This is a genomic window from Acinetobacter sp. AR_0276 (genome assembly GCF_003000705.1).
Classification (GTDB): Bacteria; Pseudomonadota; Gammaproteobacteria; order Pseudomonadales; family Moraxellaceae; genus Acinetobacter; species Acinetobacter nosocomialis.
On sequence record NZ_PSQO01000004.1, the window covers coordinates 480,781 to 505,871 of the forward strand.

Consider the following 25,091-nt stretch of genomic DNA (forward strand, 5'->3'; position numbering starts at 1 on the left):
CAATGAATTTTATGTGAAGTTCACAGATTTATGAGCCAAATTTAAAAGCCAACATAATCAGCGATTTCAATAATTTGTTTGTGTTGTTTTAATGAGTTTGGAAACATCATAGCCATAATGTTTTGCCGTTTGCAAATAAGAGTTATATGTTGCTTGATCAATTTGAGGGCTACGAGAAAGAATCCATAAATATTCTGTACTTGGTCCACCCACCAAAGCGACTTGATAATCTGGGTCAACTCTGAGCACCCAATAGTCACCTTTAGTAAAAGGAATCCATCTTAAACCGGAAGGTAAGAAGCTTACCTCTAGTTTACTATTACCTTCATTTTGCGGATAAGCCACACCTTCGGATGAAATCACTTCGCCTTTTTTATTCGTACAACTATTTAAAACACCCACGGTTTTATCTGCGTTAATCGAATAGGTTGCTGTTGTATTGGCTATACAATTACGCTGAAAAAACATAGGTAAATGCGCAATCTCATACCACTTACCTACATATTTATTAATATCGATAGCGTCAACAGCTACGGGTTTAGTGGTAGTTTCTGCATAGGTACTTAAAGGGGCCAATAAATTAACCGCGGCCAGACTGCTACTCATCACAATTGATTTAAATAATAATTTCATCATGATCCTCCTATATTTATTTCATGTGTTTAAACATACTTCAGAGGGTTGTGAACAAAGTGTGAAATTTAGAATTAAGCAACATTTATAGGTAGTTAATTGTATTTCTATGGAGTATCTGCAATTGGAAAATCAAGCTCAAAACATACTCCTACAGCCGTGTTATAAGCACGGTATGAGCCATGATGTAAATCCATAATAGAAGCCACAATAGATAGACCTAAGCCGCCTGTCTGACTCTCATCAGTTCGGCTTGAATGACATTGGTAGAATCTTTCAAAAAGATGTTCAAGTTGATGTTCAGCGATTGAAATACCACTGGTTATCACACTTAGGCTCACCATATTCTTGTGATCAAGTGTCTTATATTTACTTGTAACCAAGATAGTTCTGTTACTGCCTCCATGAACCAGCGCATTTAAAACAAGGTTGTAAACCGCTCGTTGAAATAACTCTGGATCTGCAAATAACATTGGAACTTCTAGATTAAAACTAATGTGGCAGTCTTGTTCCTCAAATTGATATTCAAAAATCTGGCATAGCCCATCTAAAACGTCCTGAATATTGATTTGCTGTTTGTTAACAAGCACCATTTTTTGATCGGCTCTTGCCAAGAACAACATGCTATCAATCATACGTTTTAATCTGTGATAATCCTCTAAATGAGACACTAACAAATCTTGATATTGCTCTACTGAACGCTCATCTGTTAAAGCAATCTCGGTTTGCCCTATCAAGTTATTTAACGGCGTACGGAACTCATGTGCGATATCTTCAGAAAAACGATTGAGCTGCGTATAGCCCTTTTCAATACGTTCAAGCATATGGTTTATATCTTTAGAAAGCAGCTCAACTTCTAAAGATGTATTTGATAGGTTTAAACGTTTTTGTAGCTGATTTACGTTAATTGAGTGAGTTTGCTTGCGAAGCCGTTGTAGCGAACGCAATCCCAAATGACATACCAAAATACAAAGAGCAAAAATTGCAAGAATTCCTCCTACCACATACATGAAAAGATTCTTTTGAAATGGTAAAAGAATATTGATGCGCTCAGACCACTGTTTACCCGCAATAAGCAGATAAGGTTCCTGATTAATAGTGATGGTTTTCCATGCAATTCGCGTTGGATATGAATTGTTAGCCAAGTCTTGAAATTGAAGATTTGTTCGCTCTGCAAGCTGAGGTAGCTGAATATGGAGTGGATTGATATTAATTAAAGCTTTGTCTTTATGAATAAGTAAAAATAAGTTGTCTTGGTTGCCAAGCATGTTTTGATACAGCTTAGGACGCGCAATAATTTGCTCAACATTTTCACTGTCTTGTAGCAAAATTTCCAAACGATTAATTCGGTCTACTAAAGCTTTATCTTGCTGCTTTAATAAAATTTGGTTAATGCCTAAATAGGTCATAAAGCCGACTGAACATAAAATGAGAGCCGAACAAAGCGTGACCAGTATGGTAATACGGACTTCAAGCGAACGCAGAAATTTAAAGTTCATAAGCTAACCGAAATTTTATAGCCCAAGCCACGGATGGTATGGATAAGTTTTGGTTCATATCCTTCATCAATTTTGCTTCTTAAACGGCGTACTGCGACGTCAATAAAGTTAGTATCAGTGTCAAAGTTAATATTCCAAACCTCAGAACCGATTTGTCTACGCGTCACGATTTGTTCTTTATTGACCAATAAATAACGTAATAAGTTAAATTCGGTTTTACTCAGTTCGATTAAGTTGCCATTACGCCATACTTTATGCCCCACCAAATCCATTTTTAGATCACTTATAGACAACTCATTTTCTTGCAAATACTGCTGTCGTCTTAACAAACTTTTAATGCGTGCCAAGAGTTCAATATAGGAAAAGGGTTTAGCCAAGTAGTCGTCTGCACCTAACTCTAACCCTTTCACTCTATCCATGACCTGATCTTTTGCCGTTAAGAAAATCACCGGAATTTTTGAAAACTGGCGTAGTACTTGTAATACGCTCCAACCCTCTATGTCTGGCAACATCACATCAAGAATAAGCAAGTCATATTGATCTTTTTTTAGCATTTCCAAACCTTGAAGCCCTAAATGTACGCACTCGGCTTGGTATCCGGATTCTTTTAACCCTTTGACCAAATAAGTGGCGATTTTGATCTCGTCTTCAATAATAAGAATACGCATTTTGTAGAGACTCATTAGAAAAATGACAACTTTGTAATGTGATTGTCATGCTTGAAATTAGGCAATTTGTTTAAGATTTTCAAAGCGACATAGAGGCAATCATTATGAACAAAATAAACTGGCTGCTACTCACAACAGTGCTATTTGCAAATAGTACTGTTGCACAGCCTCCTGCTTTGAATCAAGTTTATTCGTTAGATCTTAAAACCGCCCATCTGCTAGCTGACAGTGCTAAACAGGCATGTAAACAACTAAATCAAAATATTGCGGTCGTTGTCGTAGATCGTGGCGGTAATACTTTAACTGCCGAGCGGCATGAGTTGGTTGGCCCGCATAATTTAATGGCTGCCGAGAAAAAAGCGTATACCGCGTTATCGACCAAAACATCGACCTTAGTTTTAAGCCAAAACAGTAACCAAAACCCCGATGCAAAAAATTTAACCACTGTAGCAAATTTACTTTTGTTAGGCGGTGGCGTACCTGTCCGTTTTGAGAACCAAGTGATCGGCGCGATTGGGGTTGCGGGTGCTGGCGGCGCGCAAAATGACAATCAATGTGCAAGCAAAGCCATTGAAACCGTTTTTAACTCATAAGGAGCTACATCACATGACTAAATCATTTATTGCTTTATCTTCTTTATTTATAGCCTCAGCTACATTTGCACAAACCAATCCGCTTAGCGTGCATGTATTAAACCTAGAGACAGGTTTACCCTCTTCTCAAGTTGAAGTGGTTTTGGAGAAGAACACCAATAACCAGTGGGTGAAACTCAACCAACAAGTGACAGACTCAAATGGTCGTATTACTGCGCTCTATCCGGAAAATAAAAAACTAGAACAAGGTGTTTATAAAGTTACGTTTAAAACTGAAGAATGGTTTAAAAAGAACAAACAGCAAACGTTCTTTAGCGAAGTACCCGTGATTTTTAAAGTGGACGGCAGTGTAAATCACTACCATATTCCGTTACTGCTCAGCCCTTACGGTTACTCAACCTATAGAGGCAACTAAAATAAAAAACCCTTTATCTGTTTTAGGCAGATAAAGGGTTTTGTTAAAACACCTTGCTACGAACAAATACCATTGTTGACGACTACTTTTTTATTTGAATCTAGCGCCAAGATGGAAGAAGAAACCGTATTAATAATCTGGCTCATTGCCTCACTTGAAGCACTAACAATTGCTTCAAGTTTTTTAGCTTTTTGATCAATCGGCTGTTTAAAAGCAATTCGACAATTGAGCTGCGAACCCGCATTCGTGATGACTTTTGGATTAGATGATTCTAATTGAGTAGGCGGTATTTGACGCTTCACGACCCAAGACACTGCAACATTGATATTGCTGTTATCTACAATATCGAAATGAGAAAAGTCTGTAGAAACTCGGTATAAAGGCTGATTATTTCCAGCAAGCCCACTGCTATAGCTATCAATAGCGCCTAACTTTTGCTGTAAACCCGCCGACAAGGTATCACGTAATTGTGTACTCATAGTCGAAGTCCAACGCTCATTATCCAATACTGTTGACTTGCCATTACTGTCCTGTAGCACCAAAGGCGCACGATCTAAACGGTCTGGAAGTCCAACCGGTAGAACTTCAATAACTCGAATACTTGAGTTAACTGCCGGAGTTACTTTAGGGCTAATCGTATAGTAGTTTGGCGTTGGCGAACTAGAACAGGCTGTCATAGCAACCGCTGTTAAAAGTACCCCACTCCCAAGCAGCCATTTGGCTACTTGAGAGTGTTGAAATGATTGGTTCTTTTTATTTTTCATCGTTGGCCTCTGGTCTCTTACCACGAATAATAGATTCAGGATGTTGCTCAATATAATCTGACATGAGCTGTAAAGAAGCAGCCGCACGAGTCATCTGTTGCAGTGCTTTACGTACGTCTTGTTGTAACGGCGCATCACTCGACAAAATAGACTCGGACGATCTTACAGTTTTACGAACATCGTCTAAGGTTGCCTGTAAACCAGGTGCGACTTTACCGTCTAACTGTTTAACCAGCTTGTCAGTAGACTCAATAGCTGTATTCATGTTCTTAAGCGTTTTACGAACATCCTGCCCAATTTCTACTAACGGGAATTTGGTTAACTTGTCAGCAATTTGAGAAACCTGCGCCTGCAAACCACTTAGCTCTGTTGCAGTGGTTGGAATCACTACACGACCATCATTTAGCGTTTGTAAAGTTGCCGGTTTAGCTTTAGGGAACTTGTCTAACGCAATATAGTTTTGGCCTGTTAAGAGATTGCCCGTTCTCATTTGTGCACGCCATCCATGCTCAACAAAATCTTTGAAAATTTCACTGTTTGGATTGAGTGCCAAGCCATTTTCAACGCGTGACGGATAAATTACCGCCTCAACACGCATACGAATCTGCTTATAGTTGTTATAAAACTCTGCATTAATTGATTTAACACTACCAATTTCAATACCCATGAAGTCGATTGGTGCACCAACTGCTAACCCACGTAATGAATGATCAAAGTACATAATCACGCCACGCGGTTGTCCATCTGGTTCTTTTAAAGCCTCAGCTTTTGAGTCCCAAAGATTAAAGTGACTCTTATTGGCTGCTACAGTTGCATTTGAGTTTTCAGGGAAACCAAACGCAATACCACCAGCGACAATACTTGCAAGCGACTGAGTATCTAAATTAAAGCCTGAAGCATTTAAGGTGACGTCTATACCACTTGCCTGCCAAAAACGAGCGTCTGTTGTTACAAACTTATCATACGGCGCACGAATAAAAGTCTGAAGCTCTACGCTTTTACCGTCATTGGCTAAGTTATAGGCGGTAATTTGCCCTACGTTAATTCGACGATAATAAATCGGTGAACCGATATCTAAAGACCCTAAATCATCAGCTTTTAGGAAAAATACTTTGCCCGGTACATCTGAGGTAATAACGGGTGGTATTTCTAACCCCGTAAATTCAAGTTTTTTCTCGGGTGATTTCCCGCCATCCACTTCAATATATGAACCCGACAATAAAGTATCTATGCCTGAAACTCCACTCGTCCCAATGCGTGGTCGCACCACCCAAAACCGTGAATCTTGGGCAGCAAAGTTGCTTGCATCCTTACGTAAATCAATACGTGCAATAACGCGCGAACGATCTTCTGCAAGAGCAATCTGCCGTACCACCCCAATATCCACTTGCTTATAGCGAACTGTTGTTTTACCTGCGACTAAACCCTCGGCTGTACGAAAAGACACTTCAATCGTTGGCCCATTCGACAGTAACGCTTTCACCGCGAGTGAAAGTGCAATTAAAAGTGCAACCAGTGGGACAATCCAGATAAGTAAAGGTTTCCACCGATTTTTCTTTTCTTGAGGTTCTGGTAAATCATTCATGTTTTCCAGTTCAACATCTGTCTCATGATGATCTGAGGTACCGCTGGTTGTTTTGTTTTCAGACATACTCATTTTTCTTTTATTGACTGGGATTAATGGAATCATTATTCAAGGACGAGTGCTCTGCCTGAATAATTGTGTTTTTTTCCGAGGAAAACTGATTGGGTTTATTCGTATTTTGAGATGCATAAAAATTATCCCAAATAATACGTGGGTCAAAACTTAAAGATGCAAACATGGTCAAAACCACAACTGCACCAAAGGCGATAGAACCCGGCCCTGCTAAAATAGTGGCAAGCGATTGAATTTGAATGAGAGCAGTCAATAAAGCGACCACAAACACGTCAATCATAGACCAACGCCCGACAAATTCTACAATTCGATAAAGTTTAATACATTGCTCAGGCGCAAATTTCCAAGCTGCCGATGACTGTATATATACAACCAATAACAGGAAATACAAAATAAATAGCTTAAGCATCGGAATAAAAATACTGGCCATAAAAATGACCACCGACACCAAATAGTCTCCATTTTGCCAAAAGTAAATCACGCCACTCATAATGGTATCTTGCTGACTTCCTAAAAGAGAGTCAGTCACCGTCATGGGCAGCACATTTGCCGGTATATAAAGAATAGTTGCAGCAACCACTAAAGCAAAGGTACGGTTTAAACTTCCCGGTTTACGTTGGTGCAGCACACTGTGACATCTCACACAGCGTAAAACTTGATGTTTTTTACCAGCGACTGCTTTATCTACTTTTGATGAGTTTAATAACCCGCAGCAGTGACACAATATAAGTGAAAGATCTTTGGCTCTTGGATATTGCTTTAGAACCATATCGGTATTTTCGGTTTTCGCTGTAGTCACATTTTTTATTGTTTTCATAATTGTGACCTATCAATTTCGTTCCATATGTCACTGACTTTTATGGATGTAATATAAACCATTAATAGGCTTAAGACCGCAAATGCCCACAAGGCAATTTCGGGAATAACCAGCACCATACCCATTAACTTTACGAGAGTGACCAAAATTCCAATTAGGAACACCTCAACCATTCCCCACACTCTCATAAAATAAAGTGTACGTAAGGCACCGACTAAAAACTTGGGGCGTCTTTTTAATACACTCACCGTACCAAGGACATAAGCCATTAATAACAAATATGAAAGCGGCACTATAAATGTAGTGATTAAAATGAGGACACCGACGAAGGCCCGATCATAATGAAACATCACCCATACGGCACCAAGTAAAGTGGTTTCGGATATGTTGCCTTGCAACTCAATTTTTACAATCGGAAAGCTATTGGCAATAACAAATACAATTAAGGCCGTTAAAATTAAAGCTAACAACGTGGTAAACGGTTTGGTATGCCGATAAAGTTCCGCACCACAGCAGACACAATAAGCTCTTTTTCCGTAAGCAAGCGGGACTCTACGATAGACGGTATCGCACTCCTCACAACCTGCTAATTCTTTAAGCTTCATAGTTATACTCTAAGGTTTATCGTTTTACTGTGCTATAACGCTTGCCGAAAATAATACTTATGAGCAATGTGCCAAACTAATCTCATTTCTTCAAGAAAAAATTAGTGACCATATGGATGAATTATTTTATTAAATAAAACAAAAAGAACTAAAAAGCTCCTTTTCTTCAAGGAGCTTTTAAGGTACTAAATCTAAAAGAATATTCAGCTTAAATAAATTTACGCTCTCTTTAACGCAAAAACATTCCAGTGCAAATTTACACCCAGCATAACAAAATAAGTTTATTCATTCTAAATAGTAATTCTTTAGCTGAATAAATTTAATTAACCCTCACCAAAAAGTAATCTAACAATTTAGTTTGTTCTTCAATTCTGTCTGAGGTCAAAAGCCCTAAAATTGCCCCATCTATCATAAATACCAAAATCTCTGCTTCTGCATAAGAAGTCATTTTCTTAGTTTCTACCATGAGGCAGAAAACCTCATTTTTTAGCCAACGCCTATAACGCACGGCACTTTGGTAAGCATAAGGATAAAGTGATTTAGTTTCAAAAATTGCTTTAAACAGTAGGTAATAAGCGCTATTTAAGTCGGCATGTAAAAGATAAATTTGTCTGAGTTTATCGGTTAACGTGGAATATTGGGTTGTTTCTATCACCTCTCTTACTTTTTCCATGAGTGTGTCTTTTTGAAGTAAAAGGCATATTTCAATGAGGCCTGCTTTTGAGCGAAAGTAATTGTAAAGCGTGGCTTTCGGAACGTTGGACTCTTTGGCAATCAGGTCTACGCCTGCGGTATGGAATCCATAGGTTGTAAATAAACGTATAGCCGTTCGAATAATGTGTAATTTTTTGGAGGCCGTTTCTAAATAACGTGGCATAGTTTTACCAATTAAAATAATTTTTTGTTGTATATAAATGAGATAGAAATGCCGTCACTCTTAAATTGAGTGCTAAATACAGACATGCAAAAGCCGCACAATAATGGTGTGCTCGCCTATCTCAGGTTTATTGTTGCTATGATTTTTGATCGTAACGATACTAAAGGCGTAGAAAACCTAGAGTCGATTAAACCGTTTTATAGACTTTTTAAGCGGTATGGGCAGAGAGAATTTGGCGAAGGCCAATAAATAAGAAATAGTACGCATGTGCGGACTCCTTTTGATTTAAAAGAGTCTTACCGATTACTGTCAAATAATGGTGGCAAGACTAGAAGGGTTGACAGACTGGTACAAAAGGAAACCAGCGCACGCAAGCGTGCCCCTCCTAGCCTCACCATAAAGGCGTGACTTAGGAGTACGCACAAAACGATAAAAACGTTGTTGTGCGCCTTTTGTACCAGCTCTGTCAAAAGCTGACTGGCAATGTAGGCCAGCAGGCAAAGGATAGTGCTCAACCCTATTGCAGTCAAGCATACAAAATGACATTTGTTTTAATTTAGAGCATTAAAAAGTAAGGATAAATAGTTAAAATTTATTGTTAAATTGGGGTTTATAAAGTGATGATCTGTACGGGAATCTAAAAACTACCAGCAAGGAGATACTCAGTCTAAAATTTAAATAATATAAAATAGATCATTTAAAGCCAGATTAGATAACGCCTTATTGTTATCTTTGAAAGTTAGTGTATTAACAAATATGATTTCTTTATTAATTACCGAATATAGATGGGATCTTCTTCAACAAAAAAGATCTCACCCGAAGAAGGTAAAATCCATTGATAAGTTCCTTCTATTTTCTTCATTTTTTCTTTAAAAATATCATATATCGCTATAAGGTTATGTTTTTCATCATATTCTCCTATATAACCATGATCCTTTTCTTCATGAAACTCTCTAAACATTTTATGGACTTTAACAGCTCTACGTTCCATAACCGTTCTCCTTTTTATTATCAATAAAATTATTATGATCTCTTTTTATTTTAAATTCAAAAAAAGCTCTAAGATACATTACAGAAATACCACTTAAATATTTATTATAAATCTAATATTTATCAAACCTAAATTTTTTCATGTCATATGGTATATCTAGCCTCACACTCCACAGGCTTAAATTTTCACTAATTATAACCGCATCAACTTCAAAAGCATCCCTTTTATTAAAACCTTTTATTTTCAAAAAATCAGAAAAACTATGAGCATTTATTTTATTAAGATATCCTACTCTTAAAGTATCAATATAAACTGCTATTTTATTTGTTTCTTTTTCTAGACATATTACAGCATTTTTAAAAACAGTAACTCTATCGCCATCTTGCTCACCCACCAAAGTTATTAACTCTTCCTGATACAAAGTTACAACTATTTCATGCTCAAAAAAATTTTTATTTTCAGTAAATATTTTTCCAGCTATTTTTATAGTTTTCTCAGGCAACTCTAAATAAACTTTTGAAAAAAACTTAATTAAAAAACAAGCACCAATAACTAAAAAAACAATTACTATAATAAAAAACATTTCAAAATATTCCTCTTAATCTTAGAAATTGGCAAAAAGAATAGAAACTCTTTCTACCAATTAATATTTTAAGAAAAAATAAATTTTATAATACTATTATTTTTTCTGATTTTCATCATTTTGATTTAATTTTTCTAAATCATTCTGATCAGGACTTTTAGGAACAAACTCTTTACCATCTTCCTGCTGCTGTTGTTGCTGTTTTGATTTTTCTTGATCATTTTTAACTTGGTCATGTTGAGACATTAGAGTCTCTCCTATTTAATGATGTGCAGATGATTATCTAGCACTTACTGACAATATTCCTTTTATGCAAACTTAGATACTATACAAATGTATCTAAATGTCACCACCTTGTTTATTATTAAGATAATTAATAATTATATTTTTTCATTTTAATTTTCAACAATCTACAAAATTAATAAAATTTTAGATAAGAACTCTAAATCAAAATTCTGATGGCCATATATTTTATTTTCTTTCAGCAGAAATACTTTTTATAAAACTCGCCAACCACATAATATATTCATGTTTGCTATCTAAACTAGGCAGTAGACTTAAATCTATTTTGATAACACGTTCTTTCATTGGTCTATTTAAGCAGTTTTCGAAATCAATATTACTATACATTAACCTTAATTGATGGATAGCAGCTTCTTTTTTTATCTCTACTAGTAGCTTATTAAGATAGTCAACTCTCCACTTATTAGTCTGATTTTTAAAACTAATATTCCTATAAACACATTCAGCAACATCAAAATATTTTTTTACTTCAGTATCCATATTATTTCTCTTTTTTAAATTTAATCTAACTAAGTTGCATTATTTATCTAAAAATGTATCTTCAAGTTGTTCAAATATATTTACAAGTAAGTAGTTAAAGACTTTTACACTTCAAAACTTTCAACCTTATAATTTATATCATTAAAAAAATTAAAAACCTACACATTTAAATACATTTTCATAAGCAATTTATGTTTAGGGTTTCTAAAAATTAAAATATTAATTTATATGTTACATCCTGTATTTAACTAAATGATGTTTTTACATATATATCAACACTCAAATCAATTTATAGAAATATTATGTCGATAACTAGCTTATTTTTAGAACATATCACTACATAGTGCTCTCACAACTACCGTAATGTAACTAAATTAAAGGTCTAGTATAAAGCTTCCTTACTACTATTATTAAAGAAGTTTAAAATGTCTGATTTTAAAGATTTTTCCAAAAAAGCAACTCAAGAGCAAAATAATTTCAACCCTAAATCAACTGAGGAAAAAATTGAGAAACCCGTTCAATCTCCTGAATTTGACAATCCTTCACCAGAAAATAACGATCAGGAAAATAAACATTAAAATTAATTAAATATACCCTTTAATTAATAGGCTTTGTTGCATAAACATTCAAAAGCTGAGTTCTCCCCAATCCATTCAAATTTAAGACACAACTTGGGTGCGAGGTCTACCTAATTCCGTAAATCTATTCAGAACTGCCACACGCGCATGAATTTCATTGACCTGACTTTGAAAATGTCTTGCCGTCAGCCTATCACCTAATAATTTGATGCAATGCATCTTGGTTTCCACCAAACTACGACGGTGATAACCCGACCATTTTTTCCATAGGGTTCTGCCTAAATGTTTAACCGTTTGAAGTAACTCATTTCGTTCTATTGAACTTATTTTAGAATCTTTCCAGGGCTTGGCATTCTTTCTGGGTGGAATTACTGCATGTGCTTGACGATCTGAAATCACTTTTCTGCAGCACTTCGTGTCGTACGCGCCATCGGTATAGACAGAATCTATTCGCTCATCTAGTGGAATTTGATCCAGTAAATCACCTAGTACTTGTGAATCACTGACATTATTTGTAGTAAGCTGAACGGCACGTATTTGCAGTGTTTCAGCATCTATACCAATATGCAGTTTACGCCATTGCCGACGGTATTCAGGCTGATGTTTTTTACGCTTCCATTCGCCTTCACCTAAAAACTTTAAACCCGTAGAGTCGACAAGTAGGTGTAACCCATCATGACTTTTCTGATAGCTTATCGCAATATCAATATGCTTTTGTCGTCTACAAAGGGTGGAGTAATCTGGTGCTGTCCAATTCAAGCCACAGAGTTTAATCAGGCTTTGAACAAAGCCAGTAACCATACGTAAAGAAAGACGGAATAGAGATTTGATCATTAAACAGCATTGAATCGCTGTATCGGAATAAGTTTGATTTCGTCCTTGCTTGCCTTGTGGTTGTGCATACCATTGCGTCTTAGGATCAAACCAGATTGAAATATTTCCTCGCTTGATTAAAGCTTGGTTATACGAGGACCAATTGGTTGTACGATAGATTTTAGGTGTAGGCTTCTTCATCTGGAAATTATATTACTGAAGAAGCCTTCAAGAATAGCTTTGTGCAACAAAGCCATTTTAATGTAATATTTATTCCCTTTGCTGGATAACATGTATCATTAATCCAAAAGTTAAATATTCCAAGATCTAAATTATTTTTTAATGGATAAACAACATCCCATTGTATAAAAAATCATCACAATATTTTACTATCATTTCAATTTACAACCTATTATTTACAACTTTCCAATTTATTATTCAATAAAGATTAGAGAGCATGATATTTTTTAATTAAGAAAGGTATGCTCAATTTCATTAACCATCTTTTCTAGTTCATTTTTCTTAATAAAGCACTCATTTATTTCATACTGTTTTAAATCTTTTAGAGAGAAATATGTATTAGCTATTTTATAAGAAATTAACCTTACCTCGCCTTTATATCCAATACAAAATAAATCATATCTATTTTCCCCAAACAAACTACTTTCTAAATTAGCGCTATAAATAAATTCATTATAATCATAATAAATCCACTCTTTAGCCATATACTCAGCTTCATTCTCTGCTATAAAGTTCAAATATCGAATTGATAGCATCTCTTTAAAACACTCCTTTACGTCCATAAAGAAGTATTTTTCGGAATCAATAACATTACAAAGAGCTCCCACCTTTACTGACTCTTTTTGCGTATATAACATTTGAGTAGACTCCGAACTATATTTATTCCCTTTTATATAAAACCCACAAAAGCAATCATAATCCCGCATGCTTTCAATATATACAATAGGCTCAATAAATAAAGCGAAGGTATTCTTATTTCCAAAAATCATTATTTCTCATCTAATTCCATTAATTTATGTAAATAATCTATAAATTAAAAAATGCTTGTACACTTCTCATAGACTAAGCCCCTATCCGAGACTCAGTTTGTCGGCTACTGTTTTTCTGTGGCTTAGTTCAGTGTGTTCTAGGGAAATCTTGACATTCAGGCTGAAATATTTCTATTTTATTCAACAATATAGCCTTCATCACACAAAGCTTTTGGTATACCATCAAACAGATACAACTCATCTCCTAAATTAATAAATACCTTACTTCGTTTATTAAAAAACTCCAATTCAAAACCGACATTATTTTCCTCAAATATGATATTTTTAATATTACACAATCTTATTCCAATAGTCTCATTAAATTCCTTTTTATTACTAATATTAATTACTTTTAAAAAACCATACTCTCCCATATCTACCTCTTCAAGCATAGGGTTATCAATATTGATTTTCAGACCAACACCTACTTCATCACATTCTATTAAAATCTTTCTTCCCTCGAAATTTAATAAAATCTTTTGAATATTATTTTCATCCAAATCTTCAATGTTTATGTTATATTCAACATATACCAAACCAAACACATCTTTTAGTAGTTTTCCCTTTAGAAAATCTAAATTTTTCATTATTTAGCTCCATTTAATACTTGCTTAACTGAAGGATTATTAATTCCATTTCTTGATATAGTAACAAAAGTTCCTTCAGGTTTAGTTACAACAACATCTTAGCCTTTTATTCTAAATTGGACCGCACCTCTTGTAGTGATTAGACTTTTTCTAAAAATGTTCCTCCTCCAACTTTATCAGGATTTCTTACAATATTTTCAATTTGAGCTAATACGTATTCTCTATCAATTGCATCAGCTAGATTTCGACCAAATCACTAACATTATTTCCTAATTTTTCTCTATTTTTTTATTGACACATTTAAAATATCATTTATTATCATCCTTATTAGAAGGTATACTGTTTCAGAATACCCTATTAATAAAATTTCATACTACTATTTAGATTGTTTTTTATCCTTATCTTCAGTACTCATACTGATTATCGCAGTCAATTAAATAAAAGAGCTACGCTATCTAAATCAATATTTTTGGGGAAAGTCATTACTACCATTAAAATTAAACTCGGAGTTAAATTTTCAACATTACTCTTACAAAAATATGCACTATATTGAGACTAACACCAATAATAAACGTGAAAATTAGTTTACACTGCTGATTATAGAGTTACCCTACTTATCTTACTTTTATTTAATTCACTTCACTTTCTGTGCGGCTCAATACAACCGCACTGACGCTCAGGAGAATATTTACATTGCCCTTATTATTTGTAATTGCTGTAAATTTTCTTCGAAAAGTAGACTATCATCAAAAAGTTCATTATTTGCCCAGTAACGCTTATCATCAAAAATTTCTGTGATATACATTCTCAAATTATCCTTCGCCACTTCACTTTTAGATGTGCTAAATAAATTTAAAAAGAAGGTTAAATATTCATTACTATATTTAGTATTATAAAATTCCACACAATTAGAAAATAAAGATGTAAAGCTCCTAGATTCAAGTACTACTAACATATATTCAACAAGTTTGAATAAACAATTGGATGGAATTAACTTATTAGTTTCACAATTTGAATAATAATTACTCAAATGTAAGTCAATATCGTTATCTACACTATAACTTTCATAATCAAGATCAAATCTATGAGCATATAATTTCCTATTAAATTCCCTAAAAGCTTCCGGGTTAAGATCTTCAAACTCCCAAGGCATAACAAACTGCAAATCTAAATCACCTATCAACATTTTATCTATTTGACTTAAATACATAATTATTTACCATTCGATATGTTTTTGTTTTTACATGCCTTAATAAAAATTTATTTCGTTCCTTCTATCAGTTTACGATCTCGCTAAAAATTTTTCATTTGCATGTTAATTGCATACAGTTAAATCAAATAAGCTACCACTTATCCTGCAAACATTTTACCCAGCTTTCAGCTGCCCCAGCTCCAAATATCGTTTCTTCTTTACACCAAGCAAATAAAAAATCTTCACCAACAATGTAGAAATTAAAATTATATGTATTTTCAAAAATTCTTGACAAATCATTAAAATTTTTAAAATTAAATATTTTTTTACAGTAAAAAAAATCAAAAAATATATATAAATCTTGTTTTTTAGGATTACAAAACTCAAAAAGCCGTTCCATTTGAGAAGCTCCCATAGGCAAATGTGCACCCTCTGTCTCTTTTTTTAATTCCTGCCAGAGTTCGGAATCATTTAAAGCAGGCGGTTTCCTAAAATATTTTTCAAAAACTTGAACATAAAAATTCTCACTTTTACTAATATCTAGCTCTCTATAAAAAATGTTTAATTCCTCAGCTACTTCAAAAAAATCTTCAATAAAAAAATCTTCACCTCTTAACATAGATAAATCACTCTTTAAAAATTGTTTATCGAACTTTTTCTTTAGATCGATTAGAGAAATATCACCTAACAAAATATGCCCCACTACTCCTTTCTCACTTTTTTCCTGGAGTCTGCCAACCTACATGTTGCACCTTTTATATCATTATAGGTTTGATAACCTTGGGTACCTGTTGCAACAGCTTGTAGTGATTGAGTATCTCCCTTCAATTTCAAAGCCATTAGTGTATTTTATAAAAAAAGCCTATCTAATATTGATAGGCTTTTTAAATATCTATATGGCTTTTAATCTAGTAATAAACACGTTTACTTTTGCATAAAACTCTTATTTATTTCTTCACCAGCAATAAGTTCATCAGTTTCCTCATAACCTTCTGGCTTGTTATAGTCATATTGGATATTAAATTTCCCTGTTGGGTATAGTGTAAAAGTTAATCCCCAGATACGATCGCCTGTTAAATCAAATAAATGTTTTCTAAGAAAATAAATTTTCTCCTTAGCCAATTTACGAACATCTCTAGGAATATCATTACCAAGTTGGTCTAACTCTCCATTATATTTTGACCACCATGTACTACTAATCATTTTTCCAAAGATTTCATATGTTGCGCCAGCCTCATCCCAAGAGTTTTTCCCAACAAAAGCTAAAATCTCTTGAGCAATTGCTTGATATGCCTCAATGACTAATCTATTTTCAATTTGTTGACTCATTGATCAAACTCCCAAGTCTTTTTCACACCATCAATAACGGCTGTTACATTAAATTCGTTTGGTCTTGCCGAAGATGAATTAGGATAACCTACATCAATTTTAACACTAACAGCTTTCCCAACTTTTAACTCATTTGCTAACTGTCGCTCCATCGCTTTCCAGTCTCCACGATTAAGTGTACTGGCTTGCGGTACAAGGTTAATTTTATCACCCGCACCGCCTAATGACGAGGCAATTAAATGCCCACCATCATCTCCTTTCGCATTAACACATTTACCTGCACAATTTTGCTGGTATGTATTTCTATCCATAGTTGTTAACTTGAGTTCCCCTTCAACTTGATTTACCCGACCATGATTATCTGTTATGTAAGTATGACCATTTGATAACTCATAACGGGTATTAGGTTGAATAGTTTTGTTTAATACAGGATCCCAATTCCCCTTAGAACCTGCATCAGCATGAATAGTTGAAAGTTCTTGACTTGAAGATTTCGGATTATCAGTAATATTCTCCCCACCTTTCCCCTTTGCAATACCACCAGCCCCTAACACTACACTCGCTAAGAAACTTACACCATCTTTAGTGCGTTGTAGCTGCTCAGAAACTTGTAAGGCTGTTTGCGATGCCGGATCAGTCAGACCTGATAGTTGTTGTTTTGTACTATTTGAAGTATAGCCAGAAACGGTGTCATAGCTCGTATCTCTCACAACCGCTGTAACTTCATTCTTCAGTGCATCACTACCCTGTGCTAGCGGTTCTCATACTAAGGTATCGGTTATTAAATCTCTAGCTAAACCAACTGGTCCACCAAATGCTAAAGATAAAGCTAATCCTGCTATTGCAGGGTCAATTCCTGTTTTTTCGATCGCATCATTAACTTTATAGCTAACCGCTGCACTTTGATTGAAGAGTTTAATTGCGATGTTATTTCCATCAATTACTTCGGCTAAAAAACCTTCATGAAATAAAAAAGCATGTCAATTTAGACATGCTCTATATTTAAAAAACTAAATATCAACAGTTAATATTAACTTTCATCATAAATAAATTTAGTATGAAATCTATCATTTTCATCCAACCTTAAAATAAATAGGGATTTCAGGCACAGGAATAGAATCATAAAATAAAAATTTAACACTCAAATTCCACGATATTTGTCTCGTTTGGTTCTGTCTTGAGGAATTGACTCCATTCTCTTAAAATTGTGTAAAAACTTTCAAAACTCATTGTTGGCTGCTGCGATGTTGGCGCGCCTTTATCTGCACTAATCTGGGTTTCAGCCACACTGCTCATTGGCAAGCTAATCACCAATGCTCCCAAACAGCCAATCACAGCAAAGTTGAGTGGATTTAACTTCTTATAATGAATAGGTAGAACCGAGACTGTCGTCGAATCTGTTCCAGATACCCCCTGACTTTGCCCTGCTTGCTTGGTTTTGCTTTTTACAATCTCGGCAACAGCAATAAACATCCCACGAGCATGGCTAAAAATAATACGATAACGATTCTTATTCACTTTAAAGTCTCACTAAATTTTTATGTAATCAAATAAATATGTAATTGGGAGAGGATGTATTAATAAGTCCAGTTCACGCTAAATCCAGTCGTGTAATCATCTGTTTCGAAGTGATCTGGTTTTTTCAACGGTGCTCCGACAAAGGCGTCATAATTCAAACGCAAGGGAGCAATTTGACCACGCAACCCAATAACTGCACCTAATAAACTCGTGCCTGGTAAAGGATTTGGATAATGTGCAGTTTTTCCACCAACCTCTCCGTAATCGATACCTGCGTACCAAGAGTGGGGTTTATTCATGATTGAGCCACTCAGTTCATTGCGAACTAGAAATCCATTATCGGCCAATAAAGTTTGCTCACCATCAAAACCTCTTACGGTATAACGGTTTCCAATTGAAAATCTGTCTTGAGGAGTTAAAGGTTGATTGCTGTGTTGAGTACGCCATTCAGCTAGATATTGAAGATTTTGCTGACCTACTTTAAAAGGAACTTGTAAACTGGCATTGGCTTGTAAAATCCCCACACGCGTATAAGCTTCACCAAAGTCTTCTTCTGGTGCTCTCATCGCATTCAACCAACCTGTACCACGTTTATAAGTCAGATTGCCGCTTAAAGTAGCATTAGAAAAATATTCGATATGATCAAGAGTTGCTTTCCAACCCGCAGTTTTACGGTGTTGTACTTCAACTTCTACATCATTAATATAGTTTTGTGATTCACGATACCACCCCCCAAAACCTAAGGTTGTTTTCCGGTGCGCATCTCGATAAATCACCCGAGATAAATCTGCATTAATGAGTTCACTTTTACCGCTATATTGATAAGTTTCACTACTTCCAGCGACTGTTTGCAAGTAATTAGAGCGACTATAACTGGTTGAAAATAACCAATAATCAAATGGAATAGTATAACTTGCATAAAAGCCATCAGTACCATGTTTACCAGAGTTTCCACCTCCTAAATCATGGTTATAGCTGACATAAAACAGATCATTTAAAGTCAGCACATGATCAAGTGATAAAGTCGCTGTACCTTGATATTTTCCTGTCGCCTCACTCCCTGAATCATCAATCCCTATATGTAAGCGATAAGGTTTAGCCTGTTGCCAAGCCAAAACCACATCACTATAGCCTGGTTCTTTTTTTTGTTCTGCTGGTTGGATCTTAAAATCAGCCTCAACCGTAGGTACTCGTTTAAAGTTTTCTAAACCTTGCTCCATATCACGAATATTTAACAGCTCACCCGACTTCATTGGTAAAGCATTCCATAAATGTGCACGTTTAGAAGTACCCTCAGCAAACTTAATCTGATCCACTCGTCCTGGAATAACACGAACACGCACCGTACCAGATGCAATATTTTGTTGAGGAAGCAAAACTCGTGTGGTTACATAACCGTTTGCTATAATTTTATTTTGTACAAGATCAAGGGCTTGGTTTAGTCCATTTACCCCTAAACATCTTCCAATAATATTGTTCTTGCCAGTCGTAATAACATTAAAATCTGATATAAATTGATGGGCTTCTTCACCTTCTAAAAGTATTTTGTTAATTTCAAAACAAGGGGTTTCACTGTTAGAACGTAAATATTGTAATTGCTGAGCTGAAATCTTATTTTGTTCTTGCCCTAGATTTACGTTTACATTCGGCTGAATTTGTTTTTCTAATGCAGTGTCACGCTGTTGTTGTCGAATGGTTTGGTCAGCCTGAATTCTCTGGCCAATCGGATCACCTAAGTCTGCAGCATAACTTAAGCCCCCCATTAGCGATAAGCAGATGAATAAGACGCTTTTATTAAATTTTTTATAGTTCAACATATAAATCAAATCAAAATTTACTTTAATTAATCATATTTTAACAAAACATTAACAAAGTAAAAATACTTTATACAGATTAGTCTGTATGAAATTAAATTTTATTTAATATAAGTAATAATTTTTAAGAAAATTTAATTAGAAAATATACGAGACAAAAAAAGCTCCCTCAACAGGAGCTTTTTTGAATCTTGGCAGAGGATCAAGGATTCGAACCTTGACGAACGGTTTTGGAGACCGTCATGCTACCATTACACCAATCCTCTATATGTGCAATTAAACCCTTTGGATTTAATCATAAAAAAAGCAAGATCATCGTCTTGCTTTTTTCAATGGTGGGGGCGAAGAGACTCGAACTCTTACACCTTGCGGCGCTGGAACCTAAATCCAGTGCGTCTACCAATTTCGCCACGCCCCCATCTGGGACATTTATTTAAAATAAATGTGGCAGAGGATCAAGGATTCGAACCTTGACGAACGGTTTTGGAGACCGTCATGCTACCATTACACCAATCCTCTTCCAAGATTTAAATGATTTAACATTCAAATCAACTTTAAGTCTTAACTTAAAGTGGTGGGGGCGAAGAGACTCGAACTCTTACACCTTGCGGCGCTGGAACCTAAATCCAGTGCGTCTACCAATTTCGCCACGCCCCCGATGGCTGTGTATATTAGCGATAAGATCTAACAGTGACAAGTGTTTTTTTTCTAAAAAAAACTGACCGTGTAAATTGTATACAGATACTAGATCAATGATTTTTATAAGTTTGAGAGACCATTTAAACAATTGATTGCTTCAAATGCATTTGAAAAACGGTTTTTCTGCTGTTTTTGCAATAACCCTATAAGTAAAGGGTAAAAAACTTGAACTGAATCAGGCAACTGAATGTTTAAGTTTTGGCAATGCAATACAGCCCAGTCATGATAAGTGTTTGCTTGTAAACGTATTTGACTTAGCCATTCATATAAAACAACTCCAAAAGCATATAAATCGCTTTGTATATTCTTCCTAGTTCCATGGAACAGTTCAGGTGCCATATATCTTGGCGTAGCATCAATGATTGAATCAGGAGTAGTTATAAGCCGTGCTTTTTCAAAATCGATTAAATAAAGTCTTTGCTCAAACTTTCGAAAGTGTTCTTTTTTAATATCGCCATGAATCCACCCTAGCTCATGAAGTTCTGCTAAAGCCATAAGCGCTGTATAGATCATCTCATGAATATCTTTTAAATTTTGCTTTTGATCTAAGTCATCAAACCAGCAATCGGTGTCTGGCAAAATTAATACTTTTCCTTCAAACTGATGTAATTGGGAAATAGTACTGACATCAAATATTTTAAATGGCAAAAGCCAATTCACTTTTTTATGCTGAATATTTTCATAGAATTGCAATTCATGCAAAAAATCTTGCTCACCTTGAGCATGTACATGCGGCACTTGATATTTTAGCCAGTAGTAATGAGCATCTATAGAACATGTCCATAGATGCCTTCCTAAAGCTGAACTTTTAGGTTTTGTTACGCATTTTAAGTGTTCTATATGAGAAGCAAAATCATGCTTCAGCATAATAAGACTCTGGCTGTTGTTTCTTTTCTTCAAAACGTAAAACTTCTAAACAATGCTGAATTGTTTTACCAATACGCGCATGAGTTTCTATAGAAGATATTTTCGGCCAAGTCGCACGCTCACCTTCTCGTTGTAATCGTTTAAATAAATGTGGACGAGGGTTTTGTAACGTATAGGCATAATGTTTTAAGCTATATTTGGCAATAATATTAACATCTCCATAATATCGCTGCCCTACTACACCATATCCGTGATCAAGCAATCTCCTTACTGGAGAAATGGCTCCTAATCTTTGACGGGTAAAATCCATTATTCCCATCGAAAGCACTTTACCTTGGCGTCTTAAAATACGTTCAGGCCAACTTAAAACATCCTTACGGAAACGGTGTGCATCATCTTGCATAAATGGCACAACATGCGGATTCACTTGACTAGCAATGGTGTAGTTTAAATTATAAAGCCTTGCCATTCTTTCTTGTGGAAAGTCACTACGCACACTGCCATCTACCCATTTAGTGTTTGCCATATACGGCGTATGTTCACCATCATAACGCTTACTGGTTAAACGCACAGGCGGAAATAAAACTGGTACAGCACAAGAAGCCAACACAGCACTCCAAACCAAAACATTGGGTGTCATAATTGCATTCATAATCCGAGGATTTTCTGTTGCATCATACGGCGCAACAGCGACATTAATATTCAAACCTGATTTTTTGAATGCTTCTTCAAAAGTAAGATCGCCCAAATTTTCAATGAGGAATTTTTTTAAATAGTGGACATCTGCAATACCACCATTCCCTTTTATAAGTTCACGAAGTTTTCTAAAGTGAAACGCATCACTGAAAAATTGCTCGCCATTTAACAAATTTTGAATATCTTCACTGGCAGAAATTCCCAACATACCAGTCATAATAGCGCCCGCACTTGAGCCTGACAGTACCTTAGGCATTAAATCTTGTTCAATTAGAGCTTTACATACACCCGTATGAAAAAGACCTAAAGTTGCACCACCCGAAAACATAAGAGCAGGCTGACCATAAGCTTTTTCACAATTTTCAAAAAACTCGATTTTTTCTTTTCTTTGAAACGTAATACATTCACTAGATGCAATATAAGCCAAGCTTTGACTGACTTCTTCAATATAATCTTCAATTAATTTTTTTGTGCCTACATGTGTGGCAGCAAACAACATAGGATGACCAATATTTGCAATATCGTAGGTTAGCCCTTCTTTTAAAAGATAAATCAAATCCAGAGTACGGTGTTGCTGACGATATCTTTTCAGTAAAGTGTAACGATAAGAAATGAGCTCGGCATCGAAGTAAGGCGAACTATTATCAAACTTCCACTCTTGTGCACCTGTTTCTTCATCCAGTTTTAATGCAAAAGACTTCCATTCTTCATAAGATTCAGCCATGTCTAATTGACGTTGTAATTTTTTGATACGGTAAGCCTGATGTGGATTCATATCACTTCGTATTTTTTCAAACATATTTCGTCCTCATCTTCACAGATGATTTTACTGAATAGACATGACAACACTATGCGCGGTCTGAACATTTCAATCAATTGCAAAACCGATAAACTGCATTACCAGTATCTTTTTTGTCAGCTTGCAAATTTCGGTGTTAGTATCCTAGTAAATTACTGTTTAACATGATTGATTAACCATGGCTACCATTGATTTACCCGACAATTTAGTTCAAACCTTATCACTTGTATTAAATCAGTTACAGCAGGTCTTACCTGAACCGAAGCAAGAAACTGATTTCACTGCACCAGCTTTTAGATGGGAAAACCAGCAACTTAAAGCCATTTATACGCCTAAGAATATTTATCTTGATGACTTAAAAGGCATCGAACGTCAAAAAGAAAAAATTATTCAAAATACTTTGCAGTTTTTAAATGGCTTACCCGCAAATGATGTACTGTTAACAGGCTCACGTGGTACAGGTAAATCCTCTATTGTGCGTGCTTTACTCACTGAGTATGCTCCTCAAGGATTACGTTTAATTGAAATTGAACGTGATGATTTAGCAGACTTACCAAAAATTCAAAAAATTATTCAAAACCGACCTGAAAAGTATATCGTTTACTGTGATGACTTAGCGTTTAATGCTGAAGATGAAAATTATCGTAGTTTAAAAAGTGTATTGGATGGTTCATTACAGTCAGGTTCAACAAATTTTATTATTTATGCGACCAGTAACCGTCGTCACTTGTTACCTGAGTTCATGCACGAAAACACACCTGTAACCAAAGTAGATGTGCCCCAATATACCGAACTACATCCTCAAGAAGCGATTGAAGAAAAGATCTCTCTATCAGACCGTTTTGGTTTGTGGTTATCTTTTTACCCAATGGATCAAAATTTATATTTAGAAATCGTAGAACATTATCTAGATAAAGCGAACATGCCTTTCAATGATGAAGTTCGAGCTGAGAGTTTACGTTGGTGTCAAATGCGTGGTCAGCGCTCTGGTCGTGCGGCTTATCAGTTTTCTAAGCATTGGATCGGTTTAAACGCTTTAAAAGAACTGTCTAACAGTTAAATAAAATGTCCCACAAAGCCTTAGCTTTGGCCTATAAACCGCTTAGCTTTGGCAATTGTTTTTCATAACCTAAATATAGATAGTTTTCTTTAGGCTTATATATGAAAAAACAATTGCCAAAAATTTCTCTAGTAAGCAAAACTGTTGCTAAAAGTTTGTTATTCGCACAAGGCTTTTTAGATCAAGCAAAAAAATATTCAACCCTTCCTTTTACTCAATCTTATATCATTCGCCCACGTGTTGACGAAAAATACTATAGCTGGACCCACTACGGAATCTTTTTTCCACTTTTGCCAGAACCTCATCGCTATTTAAATATTATGATTTTAATCGGTACGCCTGGCGCACTTGCATTTGATCATGATGATATTATCGTTGGAAACCCTAGAAAAACAGCGACTTTCTTTTCAAGTACAGCCGCCCTTGAACAAGCATTATTGAAAGCCTATATCATTCCCGAAGAGACAAAAATTAATAAAGATGGAAGTTTAATAGAACTTGGTAAGGAAATTTCAATTCAAGGAAAATTCCCTCAAATTCATATTAATGGGCATTATCAGGGTCTAGATTTCGACTTTGATATTGATGTGACTTCACATGTTTCATGGTTCATAAAAACACCAGTCTATGACCATTTTAGTTTGTTGGCAAAATTTAAAGGTTTTTTAAACTATCAGGAAAAACGCATTGAAAGTGAAGGGCTTTGCACTTACGAATATGCTCGTGCAGTTGGTCCCCACTCATTCACAACTCAACTTATACCTGAGAACCATAAACTACCGCTTGATTTTTTCACTTATCAAATCATCAATTTAAATGAAAACACTCAACTTCTTCTAACAAAAGCAGATATTGTGGGGCAAACAGTAACCTATACCTTGCACATTAGACATCTTGATCGACCAGCTGAAATTTATACAGACGTTAGCTTTGATATTATTTCACACCAAGTTGATGACTTCATTTCTCCAACGGGCAAAAAAATGCAACTTCCAAAATATTTTTCATGGATCGCTCGAAATGATGCAAAGCAAATTATCTTAAACATTCAGGCAGAAATTGACTGCCCATTCCGCTATGGTCATGGGCAAGGTTATGCAAGTGGTTATATATTTACGGGCCATTATTTTGGCAATGAAGTGCAAGGCCGGGGTTATATCGAATATATAGATATTGAAAACCAACAAGCCTTTGCAGATGAATAA

The 25,091-nt window shown here is 35.3% G+C and carries 29 protein-coding genes, 4 tRNA genes and 1 pseudogene; 6 read left to right on the forward strand and 28 right to left on the reverse strand.

The annotated features are described in order from the left end of the window. Window positions 1-66: 66 nt before the first annotated feature. The 3 genes from CSB87_RS03130 to CSB87_RS03140 all read right to left on the reverse strand — a co-directional run bounded on the left by CSB87_RS03130 (window position 67) and on the right by CSB87_RS03140 (window position 2,800). Window positions 67-633, reverse strand: coding sequence for a lipocalin family protein (locus CSB87_RS03130; RefSeq protein WP_031952858.1), 567 nt, complete (start codon window positions 631-633; stop codon window positions 67-69). Window positions 634-740: 107 nt separating this feature from the next. Continuing rightward, window positions 741-2,132, reverse strand: coding sequence for a heavy metal sensor histidine kinase (locus CSB87_RS03135; protein ID WP_031952860.1), 1,392 nt, complete (start codon window positions 2,130-2,132; stop codon window positions 741-743). Continuing rightward, the gene (locus tag CSB87_RS03140) at window positions 2,129-2,800 is read right to left on the reverse strand and encodes a heavy metal response regulator transcription factor (RefSeq protein ID WP_031952862.1); all 672 of its coding nucleotides are present in this window, start codon (window positions 2,798-2,800) and stop codon (window positions 2,129-2,131) included. Before CSB87_RS03140 ends, CSB87_RS03135 begins: the two co-directional genes overlap by 4 nt. A gap of 104 nt (window positions 2,801-2,904) precedes the next feature. Between CSB87_RS03140 and CSB87_RS03145 the strand changes: the two genes are divergently transcribed. Both CSB87_RS03145 and uraH read left to right on the forward strand, forming a co-directional pair. Then, a complete protein-coding gene (locus CSB87_RS03145) occupies window positions 2,905-3,393 on the forward strand; it encodes a GlcG/HbpS family heme-binding protein (RefSeq protein ID WP_031952863.1) in 489 nt (162 codons plus the stop codon). A gap of 13 nt (window positions 3,394-3,406) precedes the next feature. Beyond that, entirely contained in the window at window positions 3,407-3,808 is a 402-nt protein-coding gene (uraH, locus tag CSB87_RS03150; protein ID WP_000167348.1) for a hydroxyisourate hydrolase, read from the forward strand. A 56-nt stretch (window positions 3,809-3,864) separates the two neighbouring features. On the opposite strand, the gene CSB87_RS03155 is transcribed toward uraH, so the two are convergent. The 5 genes from CSB87_RS03155 to CSB87_RS03175 all read right to left on the reverse strand — a co-directional run bounded on the left by CSB87_RS03155 (window position 3,865) and on the right by CSB87_RS03175 (window position 8,528). After that, a complete protein-coding gene (locus CSB87_RS03155) occupies window positions 3,865-4,572 on the reverse strand; it encodes a PqiC family protein (protein ID WP_004707996.1) in 708 nt (235 codons plus the stop codon). Then, window positions 4,562-6,229, reverse strand: coding sequence for an intermembrane transport protein PqiB (locus CSB87_RS03160; protein ID WP_031952865.1), 1,668 nt, complete (start codon window positions 6,227-6,229; stop codon window positions 4,562-4,564). The genes CSB87_RS03155 and CSB87_RS03160 overlap by 11 nt, the downstream gene beginning before the upstream one ends. Before the next feature lie 7 nt (window positions 6,230-6,236). Next, window positions 6,237-7,046: a paraquat-inducible protein A gene (locus CSB87_RS03165; protein ID WP_031952866.1), complete on the reverse strand. Its 810-nt coding sequence runs from the start codon at window positions 7,044-7,046 to the stop codon at window positions 6,237-6,239. Beyond that, window positions 7,043-7,651, reverse strand: coding sequence for a paraquat-inducible protein A (locus tag CSB87_RS03170; protein WP_017393544.1), 609 nt, complete (start codon window positions 7,649-7,651; stop codon window positions 7,043-7,045). Before CSB87_RS03170 ends, CSB87_RS03165 begins: the two co-directional genes overlap by 4 nt. Before the next feature lie 319 nt (window positions 7,652-7,970). Continuing rightward, window positions 7,971-8,528, reverse strand: a complete 558-nt coding sequence (locus tag CSB87_RS03175) for a TetR/AcrR family transcriptional regulator (protein WP_031952868.1) — start codon at window positions 8,526-8,528, stop codon at window positions 7,971-7,973. Window positions 8,529-8,612: 84 nt separating this feature from the next. On the opposite strand from CSB87_RS03175, the gene CSB87_RS19840 reads away from it, so the two are divergent. Continuing rightward, on the forward strand, window positions 8,613-8,777 hold the full coding sequence (locus CSB87_RS19840; RefSeq protein WP_164076302.1) for a hypothetical protein: 165 nt from the start codon (window positions 8,613-8,615) through the stop codon (window positions 8,775-8,777). Between the two features lie 60 nt (window positions 8,778-8,837). Here the strand turns inward: CSB87_RS19840 and CSB87_RS20040 are convergent, their stop codons facing one another. The 5 genes from CSB87_RS20040 to CSB87_RS03195 all read right to left on the reverse strand — a co-directional run bounded on the left by CSB87_RS20040 (window position 8,838) and on the right by CSB87_RS03195 (window position 10,885). Continuing rightward, a complete protein-coding gene (locus CSB87_RS20040; RefSeq protein ID WP_153310055.1) occupies window positions 8,838-9,062 on the reverse strand; it encodes a hypothetical protein in 225 nt (74 codons plus the stop codon). Window positions 9,063-9,300: 238 nt separating this feature from the next. Beyond that, window positions 9,301-9,489: a hypothetical protein gene (locus tag CSB87_RS03185; RefSeq protein WP_079377847.1), complete on the reverse strand. Its 189-nt coding sequence runs from the start codon at window positions 9,487-9,489 to the stop codon at window positions 9,301-9,303. Between the two features lie 142 nt (window positions 9,490-9,631). Beyond that, entirely contained in the window at window positions 9,632-10,102 is a 471-nt protein-coding gene (locus CSB87_RS03190; RefSeq protein WP_031952870.1) for a hypothetical protein, read from the reverse strand. Window positions 10,103-10,198: 96 nt separating this feature from the next. Further along, window positions 10,199-10,348, reverse strand: coding sequence for a hypothetical protein (locus CSB87_RS19850; RefSeq protein WP_079377788.1), 150 nt, complete (start codon window positions 10,346-10,348; stop codon window positions 10,199-10,201). 225 nt (window positions 10,349-10,573) lie between these two features. Next, window positions 10,574-10,885, reverse strand: coding sequence for a hypothetical protein (locus tag CSB87_RS03195; protein ID WP_031952873.1), 312 nt, complete (start codon window positions 10,883-10,885; stop codon window positions 10,574-10,576). Window positions 10,886-11,310: 425 nt separating this feature from the next. Here CSB87_RS03195 and CSB87_RS19855 point away from each other — a divergent pair, with 425 nt between their 5' ends. Then, complete coding sequence (locus CSB87_RS19855; protein ID WP_081404285.1) at window positions 11,311-11,463, forward strand: hypothetical protein; 153 nt, start codon at window positions 11,311-11,313, stop codon at window positions 11,461-11,463. Window positions 11,464-11,544: 81 nt separating this feature from the next. Here CSB87_RS19855 and CSB87_RS03200 read toward each other — a convergent pair whose 3' ends face one another. The 15 genes and pseudogenes from CSB87_RS03200 to CSB87_RS03270 form a co-directional block, all read right to left on the reverse strand. Then, window positions 11,545-12,477, reverse strand: a complete 933-nt coding sequence (locus tag CSB87_RS03200) for an IS5-like element ISAha3 family transposase (protein ID WP_004812228.1) — start codon at window positions 12,475-12,477, stop codon at window positions 11,545-11,547. Window positions 12,478-12,743: 266 nt separating this feature from the next. Beyond that, on the reverse strand, window positions 12,744-13,286 hold the full coding sequence (locus CSB87_RS03205) for an Imm42 family immunity protein (RefSeq protein WP_106105028.1): 543 nt from the start codon (window positions 13,284-13,286) through the stop codon (window positions 12,744-12,746). A 176-nt stretch (window positions 13,287-13,462) separates the two neighbouring features. Beyond that, entirely contained in the window at window positions 13,463-13,912 is a 450-nt protein-coding gene (locus CSB87_RS03210) for a hypothetical protein (protein ID WP_106105029.1), read from the reverse strand. Between the two features lie 688 nt (window positions 13,913-14,600). Continuing rightward, window positions 14,601-15,122, reverse strand: coding sequence for a hypothetical protein (locus CSB87_RS03215; protein ID WP_106105030.1), 522 nt, complete (start codon window positions 15,120-15,122; stop codon window positions 14,601-14,603). 133 nt (window positions 15,123-15,255) lie between these two features. Next, the gene (locus tag CSB87_RS03220; protein WP_228131584.1) at window positions 15,256-15,795 is read right to left on the reverse strand and encodes a hypothetical protein; all 540 of its coding nucleotides are present in this window, start codon (window positions 15,793-15,795) and stop codon (window positions 15,256-15,258) included. 233 nt (window positions 15,796-16,028) lie between these two features. Next, complete coding sequence (locus tag CSB87_RS03225) at window positions 16,029-16,433, reverse strand: hypothetical protein (RefSeq protein ID WP_004707909.1); 405 nt, start codon at window positions 16,431-16,433, stop codon at window positions 16,029-16,031. Beyond that, a complete protein-coding gene (locus CSB87_RS03230) occupies window positions 16,430-17,143 on the reverse strand; it encodes a DNA/RNA non-specific endonuclease (RefSeq protein ID WP_050675552.1) in 714 nt (237 codons plus the stop codon). The genes CSB87_RS03225 and CSB87_RS03230 overlap by 4 nt, the downstream gene beginning before the upstream one ends. 517 nt (window positions 17,144-17,660) lie before the next feature. Further along, a pseudogene (locus CSB87_RS03235) lies at window positions 17,661-17,951 on the reverse strand (ESPR domain-containing protein); the annotation flags it as partial. Between the two features lie 59 nt (window positions 17,952-18,010). Beyond that, on the reverse strand, window positions 18,011-19,768 hold the full coding sequence (locus CSB87_RS03240; protein ID WP_031952883.1) for a ShlB/FhaC/HecB family hemolysin secretion/activation protein: 1,758 nt from the start codon (window positions 19,766-19,768) through the stop codon (window positions 18,011-18,013). A gap of 189 nt (window positions 19,769-19,957) precedes the next feature. After that, window positions 19,958-20,031 (reverse strand) — tRNA-Trp (locus CSB87_RS03245). Window positions 20,032-20,098: 67 nt separating this feature from the next. Beyond that, window positions 20,099-20,183: transfer RNA gene (locus CSB87_RS03250), tRNA-Leu, on the reverse strand. Window positions 20,184-20,210: 27 nt separating this feature from the next. Beyond that, a tRNA-Trp gene (locus CSB87_RS03255) sits at window positions 20,211-20,284 on the reverse strand. Between the two features lie 53 nt (window positions 20,285-20,337). Beyond that, a tRNA-Leu gene (locus CSB87_RS03260) sits at window positions 20,338-20,422 on the reverse strand. Between the two features lie 102 nt (window positions 20,423-20,524). Further along, window positions 20,525-21,331, reverse strand: coding sequence for a protein kinase domain-containing protein (locus CSB87_RS03265; RefSeq protein WP_031952885.1), 807 nt, complete (start codon window positions 21,329-21,331; stop codon window positions 20,525-20,527). Further along, a complete protein-coding gene (locus CSB87_RS03270; protein ID WP_002049303.1) occupies window positions 21,318-22,826 on the reverse strand; it encodes a DUF3336 domain-containing protein in 1,509 nt (502 codons plus the stop codon). Before CSB87_RS03270 ends, CSB87_RS03265 begins: the two co-directional genes overlap by 14 nt. A gap of 178 nt (window positions 22,827-23,004) precedes the next feature. Between CSB87_RS03270 and CSB87_RS03275 the strand changes: the two genes are divergently transcribed. Continuing rightward, a complete protein-coding gene (locus CSB87_RS03275) occupies window positions 23,005-23,886 on the forward strand; it encodes an ATP-binding protein (RefSeq protein ID WP_017393791.1) in 882 nt (293 codons plus the stop codon). A gap of 101 nt (window positions 23,887-23,987) precedes the next feature. After that, on the forward strand, window positions 23,988-25,091 hold the full coding sequence (locus CSB87_RS03280; protein WP_031952886.1) for a DUF6670 family protein: 1,104 nt from the start codon (window positions 23,988-23,990) through the stop codon (window positions 25,089-25,091).

Excerpts from the sequence above, each read along its gene's own strand:
- CSB87_RS03130 (WP_031952858.1), bottom strand. The coding sequence starts at position 633 with ATGAAATTATTATTTAAATCAATTGTGATGAGTAGCAGTCTGGCCGCG.
- CSB87_RS19855 (WP_081404285.1), top strand. The coding sequence starts at position 11,311 with ATGTCTGATTTTAAAGATTTTTCCAAAAAAGCAACTCAAGAGCAAAAT.
- CSB87_RS03140 (WP_031952862.1), bottom strand. The coding sequence starts at position 2,800 with ATGCGTATTCTTATTATTGAAGACGAGATCAAAATCGCCACTTATTTG.
- CSB87_RS03165 (WP_031952866.1), bottom strand. The coding sequence starts at position 7,046 with ATGAAAACAATAAAAAATGTGACTACAGCGAAAACCGAAAATACCGAT.
- CSB87_RS03210 (WP_106105029.1), bottom strand. The coding sequence starts at position 13,912 with ATGAAAAATTTAGATTTTCTAAAGGGAAAACTACTAAAAGATGTGTTT.
- CSB87_RS03270 (WP_002049303.1), bottom strand. The coding sequence starts at position 22,826 with ATGTTTGAAAAAATACGAAGTGATATGAATCCACATCAGGCTTACCGT.
- CSB87_RS03225 (WP_004707909.1), bottom strand. The coding sequence starts at position 16,433 with ATGAGTCAACAAATTGAAAATAGATTAGTCATTGAGGCATATCAAGCA.
- CSB87_RS03160 (WP_031952865.1), bottom strand. The coding sequence starts at position 6,229 with ATGAGTATGTCTGAAAACAAAACAACCAGCGGTACCTCAGATCATCAT.
- CSB87_RS03280 (WP_031952886.1), top strand. The coding sequence starts at position 23,988 with ATGAAAAAACAATTGCCAAAAATTTCTCTAGTAAGCAAAACTGTTGCT.
- CSB87_RS03170 (WP_017393544.1), bottom strand. The coding sequence starts at position 7,651 with ATGAAGCTTAAAGAATTAGCAGGTTGTGAGGAGTGCGATACCGTCTAT.
- CSB87_RS03205 (WP_106105028.1), bottom strand. The coding sequence starts at position 13,286 with ATGATTTTTGGAAATAAGAATACCTTCGCTTTATTTATTGAGCCTATT.
- CSB87_RS03155 (WP_004707996.1), bottom strand. The coding sequence starts at position 4,572 with ATGAAAAATAAAAAGAACCAATCATTTCAACACTCTCAAGTAGCCAAA.
- CSB87_RS03175 (WP_031952868.1), bottom strand. The coding sequence starts at position 8,528 with ATGCCACGTTATTTAGAAACGGCCTCCAAAAAATTACACATTATTCGA.
- CSB87_RS03275 (WP_017393791.1), top strand. The coding sequence starts at position 23,005 with ATGGCTACCATTGATTTACCCGACAATTTAGTTCAAACCTTATCACTT.
- CSB87_RS03145 (WP_031952863.1), top strand. The coding sequence starts at position 2,905 with ATGAACAAAATAAACTGGCTGCTACTCACAACAGTGCTATTTGCAAAT.
- CSB87_RS03190 (WP_031952870.1), bottom strand. The coding sequence starts at position 10,102 with ATGTTTTTTATTATAGTAATTGTTTTTTTAGTTATTGGTGCTTGTTTT.
- CSB87_RS03195 (WP_031952873.1), bottom strand. The coding sequence starts at position 10,885 with ATGGATACTGAAGTAAAAAAATATTTTGATGTTGCTGAATGTGTTTAT.
- CSB87_RS03200 (WP_004812228.1), bottom strand. The coding sequence starts at position 12,477 with ATGAAGAAGCCTACACCTAAAATCTATCGTACAACCAATTGGTCCTCG.
- CSB87_RS03215 (WP_106105030.1), bottom strand. The coding sequence starts at position 15,122 with ATGTATTTAAGTCAAATAGATAAAATGTTGATAGGTGATTTAGATTTG.
- CSB87_RS03185 (WP_079377847.1), bottom strand. The coding sequence starts at position 9,489 with ATGTTTAGAGAGTTTCATGAAGAAAAGGATCATGGTTATATAGGAGAA.
- CSB87_RS19850 (WP_079377788.1), bottom strand. The coding sequence starts at position 10,348 with ATGTCTCAACATGACCAAGTTAAAAATGATCAAGAAAAATCAAAACAG.
- CSB87_RS03265 (WP_031952885.1), bottom strand. The coding sequence starts at position 21,331 with ATGCTGAAGCATGATTTTGCTTCTCATATAGAACACTTAAAATGCGTA.
- CSB87_RS03135 (WP_031952860.1), bottom strand. The coding sequence starts at position 2,132 with ATGAACTTTAAATTTCTGCGTTCGCTTGAAGTCCGTATTACCATACTG.
- uraH (WP_000167348.1), top strand. The coding sequence starts at position 3,407 with ATGACTAAATCATTTATTGCTTTATCTTCTTTATTTATAGCCTCAGCT.
- CSB87_RS03240 (WP_031952883.1), bottom strand. The coding sequence starts at position 19,768 with ATGTTGAACTATAAAAAATTTAATAAAAGCGTCTTATTCATCTGCTTA.
- CSB87_RS19840 (WP_164076302.1), top strand. The coding sequence starts at position 8,613 with ATGCAAAAGCCGCACAATAATGGTGTGCTCGCCTATCTCAGGTTTATT.
- CSB87_RS20040 (WP_153310055.1), bottom strand. The coding sequence starts at position 9,062 with ATGCTTGACTGCAATAGGGTTGAGCACTATCCTTTGCCTGCTGGCCTA.